A 16,976-nucleotide genomic window follows, 5' to 3' on the forward strand; every position below is an offset into this window, starting at 1 on the left:
CGGAGCCCGGAGGTCCTAGACCACCGTCTCCGAATCCGCCGTCTCGTCCCGGACGCCGAACTCGTCGCAGACCTCCTTCGTCGGTCCGCATCGGACGATCCGGCCGCGATCCATCACCGCCACGCGATGCGCGAAGCCCCGCACCGCCTCCAAATCGTGGCAGATGAACAGATAACTCAGACCCAGACGCTCCTGCAGGCCGATGAGCAACTCGAAGATCTCCCGGCGCAGCGGCGCGTCCAAAGCCGAAGTCGGCTCATCGAGCACCAGGAGACGCGGCTCGCTCGCCAGCGCCCGCGCGATGTTCACGCGCTGGCACTGACCGCCCGAGAGCTCGTGCGGACGACGGTCGGCGAGTCCGATGTCGAGTCCGGTGAGCGCGAACAACTCCCGCACCCTCGCCGGACCCGCGACAGGGTCCCAACGCCGCTGCACCCGCAGCGGCTCGGCCACGGCCTCCCCGGCGGAGAGACGCGGACTGAGCGAGCCGTACGGGTCCTGCAGCACCGGCTGCAACCGCGGACGGAGCGACCGAAGATCACGCTCACCCATGTCGGCGAGATCGCGGCCCTCGAAGCGGACCGTGCCGCTCGCGGGCCTCAAGAGCCGCAGCACCGCGGCGGCGATCGACGACTTGCCCGAACCCGAAGGGCCGATGAGCGCCAGCGTCTCCCCGGCCGCGATGTCGAACGAGACGCCGTCCACCGCACGATTGCCCGAGCGGGTTCCCATTCCCAGCCGATAGCGAACCGGCGCATGTGACATGTGATATTCCACCGTCAGATCGCGGACTTTCAGCAGCGATGCCGCATCGTTCAACGGCGCTCGCGGTGCGAGCGCGGGACCCTCTCGGATCACGTCCGAGAGCAGCCGACCCTCCTCGATGGCGAGTACCCGATCGGCGTACTCGTCGACCACCGCGAGGTCATGGGTGATGACCAGCATGCCGGTCCCCGTTGCGGCGCAGCGTTCCCGCAGGAGATCGAGGATCTGCGTCCGGGTCCGCACATCGAGTGCCGTGGTCGGTTCGTCGGCCACGATCAGTTTGGGGGTGGCGGCCGTGGCGAGGGCGATGACGGCGCGCTGGCGCATGCCGCCGGAGAACTGGTGCGGGTAGTCGCGGGCGCGGGCGGACGGGTCGGGAATGCCGACGGCGTCGAGCGCGTCCACTGCGGCCTGCCTCGCGGCGCCCTTGCCGATGCCGCGAACTGAGGCGATGGCCCCGGCGATCTGGTCGCCGACCCGGTGGACCGGGCTCAGCACCGTGAGGGCGTCCTGCGGCACGTAGGCGAGGGTGCGTCCCCGGAGCCCGCCGAGCACCGCTCGGCCGGCGCCGAGGATCTCGGTGCCGTCGATGACCGCGCTGCCCGACGCGTGCGCCGATGGCGGCAGCAGTCCCAGGATCGCTTTGGCGGTCAAGGACTTCCCGGCGCCCGAAGCGCCGATGAGCGCCACGATCTCACCGGGGTCGATGCTGAAGGAGATGCCGCGCACGGCTTCCGTCCGTCCGATTCTGACGCGAAGGTCGCGGACGTCGAGCAGGGTGCGGGCGTTCATGCGAACACCGCCTTCCGACGCGGCAGCCGGGTGAGGTTCGCGCTCGAGACCGCAAGTGCGGCAAGACATGCGATCGCGGCGGCGGGAGCGAGCGCGGCGGCGGGCGCGACCTCCACATAGGCGCGCGACTCGTCGAGCAGGAGCCCCCATTCCGGCGTCGGCGGCTGCGTGCCGAGCCCGAGGAAGCCCAGCGATGCGATCGCCAGCGCGGTGCCGGGCAGGCGCAGTGCCGCGTGGCGCGCCAATGGCCCCGCCACTTCGGGAAGCACGTGCCGGATCGTGATCCAACGTGGACTCGCGCCCAGGGCCCGCTGAGCGGTCAGGTATGAAGCGGCCCTGGCCTCTTGGGTCAGGGCGGCCGCGTGCGCGGTCAGGTTCGGCCAGGAGACGAGGGCGACCGCGATCGCCGCGCCCGCCGTTCCCGGTCCGAGCGCGGCCGCCACGAGCACGCCGGCGAGGACGGGAGGAACCGCGTTCGCGATGTCCGCGACGCCCGCCGACACCCGTGGCGCGAAGCCGAGTGCGAGCGAGAGCGCGAACCCGAACGCGCACACCGCGACCGCCGCGCCGACCGTGTGGGCGGCGCCGTGGCCGAGGCGGGCGAGCACGTCGCGTCCGAGCGCGTCGGTGCCGAGCGGATGGGTCGGCGACGGTTGCAGGAGCTTCTCCGTCACCTCAACGGTGAGCGGATCGCGGAGCAGGCCCCAGACCACGACCACGGCCAGGATCGCCGCAAGGGACACCGGCACGACGTACTGGCCTGGGCCCGAAGGGGCGCGCGGCGGCGGCGGTGGGCGCAGCGCGGCGTCTCGCAGGCCCGAGCCGAGCATGGCGCGCCGGGCGAGGTGACCGAGCGCGCCGGCGGTGAGGCCGAGGCACATGAGCGCGAGCACGGAACCTTGCAGCAGTGGCAGATCCTGGGATTTCGCCGCCCCCAGCGCAGTCCGGCCGATCCCGGGCACCGCGAAGATCGTCTCGACCGCGACGGCGCCGCCCGTCACGGCGACCACCACCATCCCGAACTGCGGCATCACCGCGGGCAGAGCGCGCCGCAGCACGCCGAGCGCAATGCGCCGCTCGGTGACGCCGGCCGAGCGCCACAGCGCCACCCACCGCTCGTCGAACGCGCCCGGGAGGGCGTCGCCGACGAGCCGCCCGAGCATCGCCCCCGCCGGGACGCCCATGGCGGCGGCGGGCAGTACGAGGTTCGCGGGCCCGGTCCAACCCGAGGTCGGCAGCCAGCCCAGCCAGACGCCGACGACGATGAGGCCGATGGTGGCGAGAAGGAAGTCGGGGCACGCCACCAGGATCGCGCCGACGGCGCCGCCGGGGCGATCGTCGCCGAGGGTGCCCCGCGCGCCGCGCCAGACGGTCCGCGCGCAGAGCGCGGCCGCCAGGAGCGTCGCCACGGCGAGCGCGCATGCCATGAGCGTCAAGGAGGTCCCGAGCCCGGAGGCCACCGCGGGGCCGACCGGGTAGCCCGAGACCCACGAGGTGCCGAAGTCGCCGTGGAGCAGGCCCGCCGCCCACCGGCCCAGGAGCGCCAGCGGTCCGGCGTCGAGCCCGAGGTCGGCGCGGATCGCGTCGAGCGCCTCCGGGGTCGCCTCCTGCTCGGCCGACTTGGCGCGGAGCACGGTGAGGGCGGGGTCGTTGCGCGAGAGCCACGGGAGCAGGCCCACGACGGCGAGCAGCGCCGTCAGCGCGCCCAGTCGGGCCAGAACGGTGCGCACCGCTACACCAGACGTGTCTGGGGACCGACGAGCTCGCGTTCACGCGGGTCCTTGAGCGACCCGGACACGCTCGCCGCATCGCCCTGGATGACCCGCTCGTGCAGAAGCGGGATCGCCGCGTCGGCGTTGAGGATCGCCGTCTCGGCCGCGAGCACGGCCGCGCGCCGGTCCTCGCCGGGCTGGGTCGCGGCCGCGGTGCCGAGGGCTGCGTCCACGCCGTCGTCGGCGAACTGGGAGAGGTTGAACGAGCCGTCGGAGGCGAAGTCGGAGAACATGTACGCGACCGGGTCGCCGGAGTCGAGGACGGTGGCGCGCGAGAGCAGGAACGCGTCGAACGCGCCGTCGAGCGCGTCGGCCTCGATGTTCGCGTACTCGCGGATGTCGAGCTCCACGGCGAATCCGGCCTCCTGCAGCTGCTGCTGGAGGACCTGGGCGACCTCGGGCAGCTCGGCGCGGTCGGTGAAGGTGCCCAGCGTGATCGTGGTCCCGGCGGTGTTCGCGGCGGTGGCGGGCCGGGTGCGGCCGGCGCGTTCGGCGGCCCACGGGATCGCCGGGCCGAGCAGGCCCTCGGCGAGGTCGGCGCGGCCGTCGTAGACCCCCTCCACGATCGTGGCGGCGTCGATCGCCTCGCGGGCGGCGGCGCGCACTCCCGGGTCGCTGAACGGGCCGGTCGAGCAGTTGAGATAGAGCGTGCAGGTGCGCGGCATCGGCACCTCGGTGATCTGGTCAGGCTCGAGCAGGCCCGCCTGGGAGACCGGGATGGCCTCGACGATGTCGGCCTCGCCCGCGCGGAGCTTCCCGGCGCGGGCCGTGCCGTCGGGGACGAACGACGCGTCGATGCCCGCGGCCAGGACCTCGCCGCCCCACCAGTCCTCGTTGCGGTCGAGTGAGGCCGAGGAGGTGCCGTCGACCGAGGTGAGGACGAACGCGCCGGTGCCCGCGCCCACAGGGTCGACGATCCCGTCGCGGTAGGCCTTCGCCGCGAGGATCGAGAGCTGCGGTGAAGAGAGCCGGTGGGGGAGCAGCGGGTCGGTGTCGGCAGTGGTGACGGCGACCGTGCTGCCCGCGACCTCCACGGTGAGCTCGACGCCGTCGAGGATGCGCGGTTTCGGCGCGGCCTGCGCGGCGAAGGCGAGGGAGTTGGCGACGGCCTCGGCGGTGAACGCGGTGCCGTCGTGGAAGACCACGTCCTCGCGGAGTGTGAAGGTCCAGGTGTTGCCTTCCTGGATCCAGTCCTGGGCGAGCCACGGGAGCGCGTTGCCGTCGGTGTCGAGCACGACGAGGGTCTCGGCGGTGGCCCAGCGAGAGAGCTTGAACGCGTCGTCAGACAGCGGTGAGAGCCCCGACCGGGGCGGCAGCATGTGCGCGACCCGGACCCGCCCGGAGGCCGTTGCCCCCTCGGAGCCTTCGGAGAAGCAGGCGGCCAGGCCGAGGACCGGGGCGGCGGACGCGGCCGCGAGGAGTGAACGGCGGGAGACAGGCAAGGGAGGACTCCATCGGGGAGGCGGGGACGGTACTCCTCGGAACCATATACAAATGAAAACCGTATTCATTTCCTGTGGGGCGGGACTTGCTCCGGGTCACAACCCCGGATCCCGCCTCATCCGCCACACGACGGCGCTATCGGACCGCGCCGTCAAGTGGTGCCATCGGCAAGTGGTATGTCACATGTCGCGCGGCATATGGCACTGAAACCCATCGGGACTCGCGCTGGGCGCCATAGAATGCCGCCATCGCCGAAGGCGAGGGGAGCCGCATCATGGACCACCGGGACGCCGCCGAAACGGGCGCGCACGCCGCCTACCGCCCCATCTCGGACTACGCGCTCATCTCCGACCGCCGCTGCGCCGCTCTCGTGTCCTCGGAAGGCTCCATCGACTGGTTCTGCCGGCCCCGCTTCGACAGCCCCGCCGTCTACGGCCGCCTCCTCGACCCCGACGCCGGCCACTGGTCCATCCGCCCCGTCGGCCCCTTCCACCACGAGCGCTCCTACGTCGGCGAGACTCTCGTCCTGCGCACCGTCTTCACCACGGACACCGGCACTGCGCACCTCATCGACGCCATGGCCATCGGCCCCTCCTACGAGGCCGACACCGGCGTGCGTCTCAGGCTCGCCTCACGCGCCCCCAGAGCCACCCTCCGCGTCCTCGAGTGCACCGCTGGCGAAGTCGACATCGAGTTCGTCTTCCGACCCCGGCCCGAATTCGGCCTGGTCAAACCCATCTTCACCAACATCCCCGGCGGCATCCTCGCCACCGGCGGCCCCGTCCGCTTCGCCCTCACCTGCCCCGTCCCCCTCGACTTCAGCGAGGACGGCGCCACCGCCCGCTTCACCCTCCGCGCGGGCGACAAACACCGCTTCGTGACCCAATCCGCCGGACTCGCCGAACCGCCGCCCGCTACCTGGACTCACGAGGCCGTCGACGCCCAACTCGAAGAGACCATCCAAGGCTGGCAGCACTGGAGCGACGCCCACCCCACCTGGGACGGGCCCCTGCCCCACCTCGTGCGCCGCTCCCTGCTCGTCCTCGAAGCCCTCCGCTACCAGCCCACCGGCGCCATCATCGCCGCGCCCACCACGTCGCTGCCCGAAGCCGTCGGCTCGGGCCGCAACTGGGACTACCGCTACGCGTGGATCCGCGACGCCAGTTTCACCATCCAGGCGCTGGCCGCCGCCGGATCCACCGATGAGGCGATCGAGTTCTTCGAGTTCATCACCCGCGCCGCCGCCCACTACCACCCCGAGAACCCGCTCCAGATCATGTTCGGCGTCGGCGGAGAACACGACCTGTCCGAACGGGAGCTCACACACCTGTCAGGTTGGCGCGGTTCACGTCCCGTGCGCATAGGCAACGCCGCCTGGCAACAGCCCCAGCTCGACGTCTACGGCGAACTCCTCGACGCCGCCTGGCAGCTGCGCCCCCACCTCGCCCACCTCGACCCCGCCGCCCGCCGCTTCCTCACCGGTGTCGCCGACGCCGCCGCAGACCAGTGGGGACGACCCGACCAGGGCATCTGGGAGTCGCGCGGCGACCCCCGCCACTACACGTATTCCAAACTCATGTGCTGGGTCGCGCTCGACCGCGCCGTCAAACACGCCGAAGTCATCGAGATCGAACAACGCGAGGCCATGACATTCGGCCGGGACATCTTCAAAGGCGAGGAACTCTCCCCTGAGGACTTCGAACGGGTGAAGCTGGCGCCGGGCTGGGCGGCCGCGCGCGACCGCATCCGCGAAGCCATCGAGACGCACGCGTGGAAACCCGAGCTCGGCGCCTTCGGGGCCGCCTTCGACGGCGACGACCTCGACGCGGCCGTGCTCCTCCTGCCCGCCGTCGGCTTCCTGCCCGGCAACGACCCGCGCGTCATCTCGACCGTGGACGTCATCGCCGAGCGGCTCCGAGAGCCGCGAGGCCTGGTGCGTCGCTATGCGTCCGGGACCGATGGACTCGAAGGCGACGAGGGCGCGTTCGTCATGTGCACGTTCTGGCTCGCGCAGGCGCTGGCCCTGACCGGCCGGGTGGAGCGGGCCCGCGAGGTGTTCGAGGAGGCGGCGGCCTGCGCCAACGACCTCGGACTCATGTCGGAGGAAGTCGACACCGCCACCGGGGAGATGCTCGGCAACTACCCGCAGGCCTTCAGCCACATCGGCCTCATCAACGCCGCGGTGGCGATCCGCGACGCCGAACGCCGCTGACCGGCCGCGCGACCGTCGGGATGCCGTCGCACCGGATCGCGAAAAGCCTTCGAACGGGACGTGCGCTGACGCTACGGTGACGTGGAGCCGCGCCTACGCGACGGCTGACAACGGGGGAACCACTGAGGAGGGCGGCGACATGGCCGCGCACAAGGAACACGCCGGACACGCGCACGAACACGGCAGGAACTGCGGCCACACCGCGGTACCGCACGGCGACCACACCGACTACGCCCACGACGGGCACCTGCACCGCCTGCACGGCGACCACGTCGACGAATGCGAGCCGCAGGGACACCTCGTCCACGATTCTCACGCCCACCAGCACGGCAAGAGCTGCGGGCATGTCGCGGTCGCCCACGGCGACCACCACGACTTCGTGCACGACGGCCACCGCCACGCCGCCCATGCCGGCCACTGGGACGACCACTGAGCCGGGTCGACGCAACGCGAAGCGGCCGTGGTCATCACGCACACGGCCGCTTCGCGTCGTCTGATCTCAGGTGGGCTGGGCCCAGGAGCCGCGGACGTGGCTGAGGTGCAGCTCCATCACCTGGCGCACGTACTCAGGGTCGCGGGTGAGGAGGCCGTGCAGGATCTCCAGGTGCTCCCCGGCCGACTCCTCGAGCTCGCCCAGCTCCATGAGGGCGGTCAGGCCGTACAGGCGCGAGCGCTGGCGCAGGTTGCGGACGGTCTCGACGAGCGTGGCGTTGCCCGAGAGCGCGAGCATCTCGAGGTGGAAGCGCATGTCGGCCTCGACGTAGGCGATGAGGTCCTCTTCGGCGGCGGCGTCCACGATGGCCTGGGCGAGGGGGCGCAGCGCCTCGATGTCGGCCGGGTCCGCGGTCGTCGCGAGCGCCACGGTCGTCGGGATCTCGATGAGCTCGCGCAGCTTGGTGTACTCGTCGAGCTGCGCCTCGGAGACGACCTTGACCCGGAAGCCCTTGTTGGGCACCGGTTCGACCAGTTCCTCCTTGACGAGGTCGAGCATTGCCTCCCGCACGGGGGTGGCGGAGACCCCGAACTGCTCGGCCAGGACGGGCACTGAGTAGACCTTGCCCGGGGCGAGCTCCCCGGTGATGACGGCGGCCCGGAGGGCCTCGCCTATGCGCTCCCGGTAGCTCGCGCGGCGCCCGCCCATCTCGGGCAGGGACATCGCGACGGCTGGCGCGGCTCCGGCTCGAGCTGGCATCAGGACCTCCTCAGTGGTATGTCACACGTGGCGCGTCACAGTATGCGGGAGGGCTCAGAGGATGAATCCGCTGGGGAAGGGGTCTTCGGGGTCGAGCGTGTACTGGGCGGTACCGGTTATCCAGGCGCGGCCGGTGACGGACGGGATGACAGCCGGGATGCCGGCGACCTCGGTCTCGCCGACGAGGCGGCCGGTGAAGCGCGAGCCGATGAACGACTCGTTGACGAAGTCCTGGTCGAGTCCGAGCAGGCCGCGGGCGCGGAGCTGGGCCATCCGCGCGGAAGTGCCGGTGCCGCAGGGGGAGCGGTCGAACCAGCCGGGGTGGATGGCCATGGCGTGCCGGGAGTGCTTCGCGTCCGAGCCCGGCGCGGTCAGGTAGACGTGGTGGAGGCCCCGGATGGACGGCTCCAGCGGGTGCACCGGCTCCGCTTCGGCGTTCACGGCCGCCATGATGTCGAGTCCGGCGGCGATGAGCTCGTTCTTGGCGGCCCGGTCGAACGGCAGGCCGAGGTCGTCGAGGTCGACGAACGCGTAGAAGTTCCCGCCGAAGGCGAGGTCGTAGCGCACCTCGCGGCCGTCCTTGAGGGTCGCGACGCGGTCGAGCCCCACCGAGAACGCCGGAACGTTCACCAGCGTGACGGCTTTGGCCGCACCGTCCTCGACCTGCACCTCCACTTGGACCAAGCCTGCGGGAGTGTCGAGGCGGACCGTCGTGACCGGCTCGGTCACCGCCACCATGCCGGTCTCGACGAGCACCGTGGCCACCCCGATCGTGCCGTGCCCGCACATCGGGAGGTAGCCCGAGACCTCGATGAACAGCACACCCCAGTCCGCGTCCGGGCGGGTCGGCGGCTGGAGGATCGCCCCGCTCATGGCGGCGTGGCCGCGCGGTTCGTTCATCAGGAAGCCGCGCACGTGGTCGGAATGGTCGCGGAAATGGTTGCGCCGCTCCATCATCGTCGCCCCCGGGATGGCGCCCACGCCACCGGTCACGACCCGGGTGGGCATGCCCTCGGTGTGCGATTCGACCGTGTGGAGCACGAGCCTGCTGCGCATGGGTCCTCCTTCTAGGCGAGACCGGCCGCGAGGGCCTGCTCGGTGGCGGTGCGGACCTCGGCGGCCTGCTCGGGCATGAGCGGCACGCGGGGGAGGCGGCACTGGCCGCCCTTGCGGCCCACGATGTCCATGGAGAGCTTGATGGCCTGCACGAACTCCACTTTCGAGTCCCAGCGCAGGAGCGGGTGCAGTTGGCGGTACAGCGGCAGGGCCGTCTCGAGGTCGCCCGCGACGGCCGCCCGGTACAGCTCCACCGTGGACTTCGGCAGTGCGTTGGGGTAGCCCGAGACCCAGCCGACGGCGCCGGCGACCGCCAGTTCGAGCAGCACGTCGTCGGCGCCCACGAGCAGGTCGAGGTCGGGGGCGAGCTCGGCGATGCGGTAGGCGCGGCGCACGTCGCCGGAGAACTCCTTGACGGCGTGGATGAGGCCCTCGGCGTGGAGCTTCGCCAGCAGTTCTGGGGTGAGGTCGACCTTGGTGTCGATCGGGTTGTTGTAGGCGACGATCGGCACGCCGGCCTTGGCGACCTCTTCGTAGTGGGCGATCACCGAGCGCTCGTCGGCCCGGTAGGCGTTGGGCGGCAGGAGCATGACCGCGCCGCATCCGGCGTCGCGCGCCTGCTCGGCCCAGCGGCGGGCCTCGGCGGCGCCGTAGGCGGCGACGCCGGGCATGACGCGCTCGCCGCCGATCGCCGCGACCGCGGTGGCGACGACCTCGGCGCGCTCGGCCTCGGTGAGGGTCTGGTACTCACCGAGGGAGCCGTTCGGAGTGACGCCGTCGCAGCCGTTCGCCACCAGCCAGGCGCAGTGCTCGTCGAATGCCGCGAAGTCGACCGTGCGGTCGTCGTTGAACGGCAGGGCGGTGGCGACGAGGACGCCGCGCCAGGGGCGCGATTCGAGTGCCGACATGGGGCTTCCAATCTCGATGACGTGTGACATGGTACTGCTGGAGCCGCCTGGGGCGGCCTGGGAAGCGGTGGCGGCGGCAGCGGCCGTTCACCGATCAGTATCAGTAATATGTCACATACTATAGTGGGATCACGGGTCCCGCGCGCAACGGGGAGTGACAAACCGCGGACCAGCGAGCGAACACCCGACGCCCGAGCCCCGAACGCCCGTCGACGAGGCTTCCCATACTGGAGGCCTCGCCGCAGGCGCCATCGCACCGAACCGTCGAACGGAGCGCACCCATGGCCGACACGCTGCGCAGTGTCAACCCGACCACCGGAGTGGCCTTCGGCGACCCGATCGCCGAGACCACGCCCGAGGAGGTCGCCCGGGCCGCGGGGGCCGCCCGCGCCGCCGCGCCCGGTCTCGCCGCGATGCGCCCGGCCGAACGCGGCAGGCTCATGCGCGCCCTCGCGACCGCTCTGCTCTCCCACGAGGACGCCGTCGTCACCCTCGCCGACGCCGAGTCCGGCCTCGGCGAGACCCGCCTCCGAGGCGAACTCGCCCGCACCACCGGCCAGTTCGAGCAGTACGCCGCCTACGCCGAAACCGGGGCGACCCTCGACGCGGTGATCGACCACGCCGCCCCGCGCGCGACCCCGCCCCGACCGGACCTGCGCCGCTGCAACGTCCCGCTCGGCCCCGTCGCCGTCTACGCGGCCTCGAACTTCCCGCTCGCCTTCGGCGTCGCCGGGACCGACACCGCCGCCGCGCTCGCCGCCGGCTGCCCGGTAGTGGCCAAAGCCCACGCATCCCAGCCCGCCACCGCCGCCCTGCTCGCCGCGATCATCACCGAAGCGCTCGAGTCCCACGGCGCCGACCCGCGCGTATTCGCCGTTGCCACCGGTTTCCAGGCCGGACTCGATCTGATCCGCGACCCGAACATCAAGGCAGCGGCATTCACCGGCTCGATCGCGGGCGGCCGCGCCCTGGCCGAGGAGGCCGCGGGACGCCCCGAGCCGATCCCCTTCTACGGTGAGCTCGGCAGCCTCAACCCCGTCGTGCTCACCCCCGAGGCCGTCGCGCAGCGCGGCCCCGGCCTGGTGGAGGAGTTCGCGGCGTCGATGACGCTCGGCGCGGGCCAGTTCTGCACCAAGCCCGGACTGCTCTTCCTCCCCGAGGGCCACGGTCTCGAGGAGGCGCTGGCGGCGGCCCTGCGCGCCAAGGAAGTCCACCCCATGCTCAACGCCCGCATCCGGGAGGCCTACGCGGCGGAAGCGGCCCGGCTGGCGTCACATCCGCAGGCGCGCTTCACGGTCGAGCCTGCGACAGTGGAGGGCGGTTTCGCGGTGACGCCGGGCCTCGTCGCGGTGCCCGCGTCCGCGATCGACGGCGACGACTCCCTGCTGCGCGAGTGCTTCGGCCCGACCGCCCTGGTGCTCACGTACGCCGACACGGCAGAGCTCGAACGGGTCCTCCCGCAGCTGCCCGGCGGCCTCACCGCGACGGTGCAGCTGGCGACTTCGGCGGATCCGGTCGCGCGGGTGGCGCTGCCGCTGCTGGCGGAGCGCTCGGGCCGCGTCATCGTGAACGGCTGGCCGACCGGTGTGGCCGTGACCCACGCGCAGCACCACGGCGGCCCGTGGCCCGCGTCGACGAACGCCCGGCACACCTCGGTGGGCACGGGCGCGATCGCGCGCTTCGTCCGACCCGTCGCCTACCAGTCCACTCCGGAACCGCTGCTTCCCGAAGCGTTGCACGACGACAACCCGCTGGGCATCGAGCGCCGCGTCGACGGCGAGCTCGAGTCCACACGGCAGCGCTGAGGACCGGAACAGCTGAGGTCGCGCTAGTGCCATGTGGCATGTGATATGTCACGCGGCACCTTGAGGTGCCGGATAAGCGGTCCGGGAAGCGAGAGCCCGATGCCCGGTATGTCGCGGCCGGGAGCGGCGCCCCCGCGCCCTTAAGGTGGCGCTTGTGGAGAGACGACAAGCGAGCGCGGCGGCGGCCGGGGTCCGCTGGGCCGTGGCCCTGACGGCAGTAGGCGTGGCCTTGGCCGGGTGCGGGGCGAACAGGGCCGCGCAGACCAGCGAGATGGCGCCTGCGATCTCCGGAGTCGACGCCGACGCGGGGACGCTGGCCCTGCGCGACATGCAGGTGGACTTCGGTGAGCGGGGCTTCTACCCGGAGGGCGGGCAGGCCCCGCTGCGGATCTGGATCGACAACCGCGGCGACGAGCCCGTGGTCCTCGAAGCGGTGACGAGCTCGGCTGCCGAGGCCGTCGTCCTCGCGACCGAGATGGTCATCCCGGAGGAGACCCCTACCGCGGACGAGTCGGCGACACCGGAGACCGATGCGTCGGCTTCGCCGACCGCCGGCGAATCCGAAAGCCCCGAAGCCGACGCTTCGCCGACCGCCGACGCATCCGAGAGCCCCGAAGCCGACGACGCTTCGCCGACCGCCGACGCATCCGAGAGCCCCGACGCCGACGCCGCGGAGTCCGCGTCGCCTGAAGGCGAAGCGACCGCCGCCGAGCTGGAGGGCCAGCGCGACTTCGAGATCGAGATCGCCCCGGACTCGTACATGCGTCTGGCGCCCACCACCGGCTCCTTCCTGATGCTCGACGGGCTGAAGGAGGACGTCTTCATGGGCGGGACCGTCGAGGTCACGTTCGTCTTCTCGAACGGCGAGGCGGTCACCGTGGACCTGCCGATGGGCGTCCCGGAGGAGGCCCCGCCCCGTTCCTATTTCGAACCGCGCCACGAGGAGGAGGCCGGGTAACTCGGCGTCCTCTCAAACGACCGAACGGCGGCGGCGCATGAGCGCCGCCGCCGTTCCCTTACCCGTTCGCGTTGCGGCGCTTCAGGACACCCGCCAGGCGGTGACTTCGATTTCGCGCGTCGTGCCGAGGTCGATCGAGGCTTCGGGCGTGACGGTCTCCATCGGCGAACCCTCGGCGTAGCCGACGTTGACCTCGGTCGCGTTGACGACGTCGCCCGCCTCGACCCGGTTGGTCCACAGCATCGCCGCGCTCACGGAGTCCCCGGGGGCGAGGGTGATCGGCGTGGGCCCGGGGTCCTGGAGCGTGTCCGAGCCCTGCCGGACCGCGACGTCGACGCCGGGGATCTCGATCACCGGGTAGCCGTTGATCTCGATGTCCTCGGTGCCGCAGTTGACGAGCTCGATGCCGGAGGAGCGTACGCCCATCGCGGCGCTGCCCTGGGTGACGGTGACATGGAAGCCTTCGGCGCAGGCCGGCGCCTCCGGCCGGTCGGTGGCCGGTTCCACCGGTTCGGCGGGCGGGGCCGCGGGCACGCCGGAGAGCTGCCAGGCCCCGAGGTCGAGCACGTGCGCGGTGTCGAGCTCGATCGGCTCGGCGAGGTCGAGCTCGTACCCGGCGTACACCGGCAGGGCGTTGATGAGGAACCGGTCGACTTCGAGCACGTCGCCGCTTCCGGTGGCGGGCGTCCACGAGAGGGGCGCGATCGCGCCCTGGCCCGGGTCGACCGTGACCGATTCGGGGGCGTTCATGTCGCGGGGCGCGACGACGTTCCCGCCGAACACGCCGACCTGCGGCATGCTGTCGAGCAGCAGCGGCTCCTCGCCGCAGTTGACCAGGCCGATCGCCATGAAGGTGCGGTCGCCGACGACGCCCGTGGGGGTGAGCGACATCTGGATGCCGTGCTCGTCGCACTCCGTGGAGGTCGCCGCGGCCGCGGTGGGCTCGTCCTCGCCGCCCGCGCCGCACGCGGACGCGGCGAGGGCGAGGACTGCGGCGATGAGCGCCAGTGGCCGGGTGGTGCGTCGCATGCGGTGTCCTTCGCTTGGTGGGGTTCCGCATGCCTGACGCTGAGGCCCTATGGCGAGGTTGCACTGGGCGTCTGAATGATCAGCACGGTCAGGTCGTCGGTGCGCTCGTAGCCGCCGGCCTGGAAGTCGGCCTTGAGCTTGCGATGGAGGCGGTCGGGGTCGCGGATGCCGGAGGCGACGTGCGCGTTGAGTCGCTCGATCACCGGGAACGTCTCTCCGGCGGCGTTGCGGCCCTCGACGAACCCGTCGGAGAACATCACGACGAGATCGCCCGGCATGAGCGTGACCTCGCGGATCTCGCTGACCTGGAGTCCGAAGTCGGCGAGGCCGAGCGGCGGCATGGGCCGCACGGTGAGCGGCTGGGCCGATCCGCGCACGAGCAGCGGGGCGGGGTGTCCGCACAGCAGGACCCTGAGGGTGTCGAAGCGGGGCGTGATCTCGACGAACGCGGCCGTGGCGTAGGACTGGTCCCATTCGTTGCGGCCGCGGTTGTGCATGCGCACGCGCCGCTCCATCCGGGCGGCGAGCTTGCGCAGGTCGGGGTCGTCGAGCGACCGTTCGCGGAAGGTGCCCAGGAGCGCTTCGGTGAGCTGGACGGCGGTGAGGTCGTGGCCCTGGACGTCGCCGACCACCGCGCGGATGCCGAGATCGGTCTCCTGCACGTCGTAGAAGTCGCCGCCGACCAGGCCGGGGCTGCCGTCGTGCGTCCGGTAGGCGACGGCGACCCGCGCCCCGCCGATGCGGGCGGGCAGTTCGGGGAGGATCGCGGACTGCACCGCCTCGGCGACGAGCGTCATCGAGATGAGGCGGTTGACCATGCGGTTCCTGGTCCACGCCAGGGCCGTGCACAGCGCGCCGATGATGAGGACGGGCGGCAGGTCGTTCCAGGTGGACTCGGGGTAGCGGAAGATCCCGAGGGCGTCCTGCCCGGAGGCGACGACGGCGGCGACGAGGATTGTCGCGCCCGCGGTGACCAAGGGCCCGTTGACGAGTGCGGTGAACGCGGGCAGCAGGACCACTGTGTAGTCGGCGAACTCGGCGGCCTCGTCGTCGAGGAACGCGATGGGGAGGCTGACGGCGATGAGGATGAACGGCATGAGCCGCAGGAGGAGGACCGTGCCGGGTTCGCCGGCGGCGATGCGGCGCCAGGGGTTCTTCGGCAGCACATAGGACCTGAAGTAGCCCTGCATGTCAGCGGCCCCGCGCTTGGTCCCGTCCACGGGGAGAGCGTATGCAGATCAGGGATTGAAAGGGCGATGAACAGGCAAAACAAGAGGCGGGCTCGCGGCGCTGGGAGTCGCCGCGGGCCCGCCTCCGGGTGCTACACCTTGGCCTGGGCCGCGGCGATGTGCTCGCGCAGCCGCTCCTCTTCCTCGGACGAGAGGTTCGTCTGGAGGAGCTTGCCCTGGTACTGGCCGCGGAGCTCTTCGAAGACCTTGTCCTCGGTCATGGAGCGGACCAGGACCACGAGCGCGGCGCTGCCCGGGTTGAGCTCCTTGCCGAGGCTCTTCATGAAGGAGTCGTCGACGCCGACGTCCGACATGGCCCCGCCCGCGGCCCCCGCGGACGCGCCGACGGCCATGCCGAGCAGCGGCGCGAAGAACAGCAGGCCGATGAGCCCGCCCCACAGCGCACCACCGGTCGCGCTGATGCCGACCAGCGAGGTCGACTGGTGGAGTTTGACCTTGCCGTCGTCGCGACGTTCGACGACGACCGCGTCGTCGAGTTTGATGAGCTCGCGCTTCTGCATGTCCGCCAGCTTGGTCAGGACGGTCTGCGCGGTGGGGACGTCCGGATAGGCCACGGCGATGAGTTTGCTCATGCGTCTTCCTCTCTGCTGGCCGCCTTCGGCGGCGTCTCGCCCGATTGTGTCCCTGTTCATGCATGTTCGCGGGCAAATGCCGGGCAAATCCCGGTACGCGCGGTGAGCACTGGTGCCGGACCCGGGTAATCCCGCCAGGCGGGACCGGCGGTTGACGCTCGCCCTTCCGGCAATCTATATTTCCCATAGATTTGGTAGAGATATCTGGTTCGGACATCACTCGGAAGGCTCCCCAGTGCGCTCCCTCGTCCTGCTCGGCCTCGTCGGCCTCGCCGCCCAACTCGTGGACGGCAGCCTCGGCATGGCCTACGGCGTCACTTCGACCACGCTGCTCCTGGCCATCGGCGCCAACCCCGCCGCCGCCTCGGCCACCGTCCACCTCGCCGAGATCGGCACGACCCTCGCCTCAGGCGCCTCGCACTGGCGCTTCGGCAACGTCGACTGGAAGGTCGTCCTCAAGATCGGCATCCCCGGGGCCGTCGGCGCCTTCGCGGGCGCCACCGTCCTGTCGCGGCTCTCCACCGAAGTCGCCGCCCCGGTCATGTCCATCATCCTGCTCTCCCTCGGCCTCTACCTGCTCATCCGCTTCACTCTGCGCGGCCTCGACCGCAAGAACCTCGGCAAGCCCCTGCGCAAGCGGTTCCTCGCCCCGCTCGGACTCGTCGGCGGCTTCCTCGACGCCACCGGAGGCGGCGGCTGGGGCCCGGTCGGCACGCCCGCACTGCTCGCCAGCGGCCGCATCGAACCCCGCAAGGTCATCGGCTCCATCGACACCTCCGAGTTCCTGGTCGCGCTGGCCGCCTCGGCCGGCTTCATCGTCGGCATCGGCAGCGCGGGCATCGACTTCGCATGGGTCGGGGTCCTCCTGGCCGGCGGGCTCATCGCCGCGCCGATCGCGGCCTGGCTGGTCCGCCACATCCCGCCGCGCGTGCTCGGCTCGGCCGTCGGCGGCGTCATCGTCCTGACCAACACCCGCACCCTGCTGCGCAGCGACTGGATCGCCGCCCCCGGCGGGGTCGCGATCGCCGTCTACATCGCCATCGCGGCCGTCTGGGTCGCGGCCGTGGTCTACTCGGTGCGCCGCCACCTCGCCGAGCGCGACGTCGGCGGGCCCGTCCTGGACAAGGCCAACAACCCGGAGGCCGCGGAGTCGCCCGCCCGCGTCGCCGAACCGGCCGCCGAGACCGCCTGAGCCACAACGACTGCGGCCCGCCCCGATCCG

At 71.7% G+C, this 16,976-nt stretch carries 14 protein-coding genes; 5 read left to right on the forward strand and 9 right to left on the reverse strand.

What is annotated here, in order from left to right; genetic code table 11:
* Positions 1–15: 15 nt before the first annotated feature.
* From O1R50_RS10430 to O1R50_RS10440, 3 genes are read right to left on the reverse strand one after another with little or no spacing between them, the layout of a single operon-like run.
* Positions 16–1,557 (reverse strand): ATP-binding cassette domain-containing protein, encoded by a 1,542-nt coding sequence (locus O1R50_RS10430; RefSeq protein WP_270109953.1) that lies wholly within the window; start codon positions 1,555–1,557, stop codon positions 16–18.
* Complete coding sequence (locus O1R50_RS10435) at positions 1,554–3,287, reverse strand: ABC transporter permease subunit (RefSeq protein WP_270109954.1); 1,734 nt, start codon at positions 3,285–3,287, stop codon at positions 1,554–1,556. Before O1R50_RS10435 ends, O1R50_RS10430 begins: the two co-directional genes overlap by 4 nt.
* 2 nt (positions 3,288–3,289) lie before the next feature.
* Positions 3,290–4,840, reverse strand: a complete 1,551-nt coding sequence (locus O1R50_RS10440) for an ABC transporter substrate-binding protein (protein WP_408612670.1) — start codon at positions 4,838–4,840, stop codon at positions 3,290–3,292.
* A 206-nt stretch (positions 4,841–5,046) separates the two neighbouring features.
* Between O1R50_RS10440 and O1R50_RS10445 the strand changes: the two genes are divergently transcribed.
* Both O1R50_RS10445 and O1R50_RS10450 read left to right on the forward strand, forming a co-directional pair.
* Positions 5,047–6,984, forward strand: coding sequence for a glycoside hydrolase family 15 protein (locus O1R50_RS10445; protein WP_270109956.1), 1,938 nt, complete (start codon positions 5,047–5,049; stop codon positions 6,982–6,984).
* Positions 6,985–7,123: 139 nt separating this feature from the next.
* Positions 7,124–7,417, forward strand: coding sequence for a hypothetical protein (locus O1R50_RS10450; protein WP_270109957.1), 294 nt, complete (start codon positions 7,124–7,126; stop codon positions 7,415–7,417).
* Between the two features lie 66 nt (positions 7,418–7,483).
* On the opposite strand, the gene O1R50_RS10455 is transcribed toward O1R50_RS10450, so the two are convergent.
* The 3 genes from O1R50_RS10455 to O1R50_RS10465 are packed head-to-tail and all read right to left on the reverse strand — an operon-like array spanning position 7,484 to position 10,140.
* On the reverse strand, positions 7,484–8,176 hold the full coding sequence (locus O1R50_RS10455; protein ID WP_270109958.1) for a GntR family transcriptional regulator: 693 nt from the start codon (positions 8,174–8,176) through the stop codon (positions 7,484–7,486).
* A gap of 54 nt (positions 8,177–8,230) precedes the next feature.
* Entirely contained in the window at positions 8,231–9,232 is a 1,002-nt protein-coding gene (locus O1R50_RS10460) for a proline racemase family protein (RefSeq protein ID WP_270109959.1), read from the reverse strand.
* Between the two features lie 11 nt (positions 9,233–9,243).
* Complete coding sequence (locus O1R50_RS10465; protein ID WP_270109960.1) at positions 9,244–10,140, reverse strand: dihydrodipicolinate synthase family protein; 897 nt, start codon at positions 10,138–10,140, stop codon at positions 9,244–9,246.
* Between the two features lie 281 nt (positions 10,141–10,421).
* On the opposite strand from O1R50_RS10465, the gene O1R50_RS10470 reads away from it, so the two are divergent.
* Together O1R50_RS10470 and O1R50_RS10475 are read left to right on the forward strand one after the other, a co-directional pair.
* Entirely contained in the window at positions 10,422–11,945 is a 1,524-nt protein-coding gene (locus O1R50_RS10470; protein ID WP_270109961.1) for an aldehyde dehydrogenase family protein, read from the forward strand.
* Between the two features lie 154 nt (positions 11,946–12,099).
* Positions 12,100–12,903 (forward strand): copper chaperone PCu(A)C, encoded by an 804-nt coding sequence (locus tag O1R50_RS10475; protein ID WP_270109962.1) that lies wholly within the window; start codon positions 12,100–12,102, stop codon positions 12,901–12,903.
* An 81-nt stretch (positions 12,904–12,984) separates the two neighbouring features.
* On the opposite strand, the gene O1R50_RS10480 is transcribed toward O1R50_RS10475, so the two are convergent.
* From O1R50_RS10480 to O1R50_RS10490, 3 genes are all read right to left on the reverse strand, one after another.
* Positions 12,985–13,932 carry a DUF4232 domain-containing protein gene (locus tag O1R50_RS10480; protein ID WP_270109963.1) on the reverse strand — a complete coding sequence of 316 codons (948 nt, stop codon included), beginning with the start codon at positions 13,930–13,932 and terminating at the stop codon, positions 12,985–12,987.
* A 47-nt stretch (positions 13,933–13,979) separates the two neighbouring features.
* On the reverse strand, positions 13,980–15,152 hold the full coding sequence (locus O1R50_RS10485) for a PP2C family protein-serine/threonine phosphatase (protein ID WP_270109964.1): 1,173 nt from the start codon (positions 15,150–15,152) through the stop codon (positions 13,980–13,982).
* Between the two features lie 101 nt (positions 15,153–15,253).
* Positions 15,254–15,754 (reverse strand): DUF1269 domain-containing protein, encoded by a 501-nt coding sequence (locus tag O1R50_RS10490; RefSeq protein WP_270109965.1) that lies wholly within the window; start codon positions 15,752–15,754, stop codon positions 15,254–15,256.
* 235 nt (positions 15,755–15,989) lie between these two features.
* Here O1R50_RS10490 and O1R50_RS10495 point away from each other — a divergent pair, with 235 nt between their 5' ends.
* Positions 15,990–16,946: a sulfite exporter TauE/SafE family protein gene (locus O1R50_RS10495; protein ID WP_270109966.1), complete on the forward strand. Its 957-nt coding sequence runs from the start codon at positions 15,990–15,992 to the stop codon at positions 16,944–16,946.
* Positions 16,947–16,976 lie beyond the last annotated feature (30 nt).

The organism is Glycomyces luteolus (assembly GCF_027622875.1).
GTDB classification, from domain to species: Bacteria; Actinomycetota; Actinomycetes; order Mycobacteriales; family Micromonosporaceae; genus Glycomyces; species Glycomyces luteolus.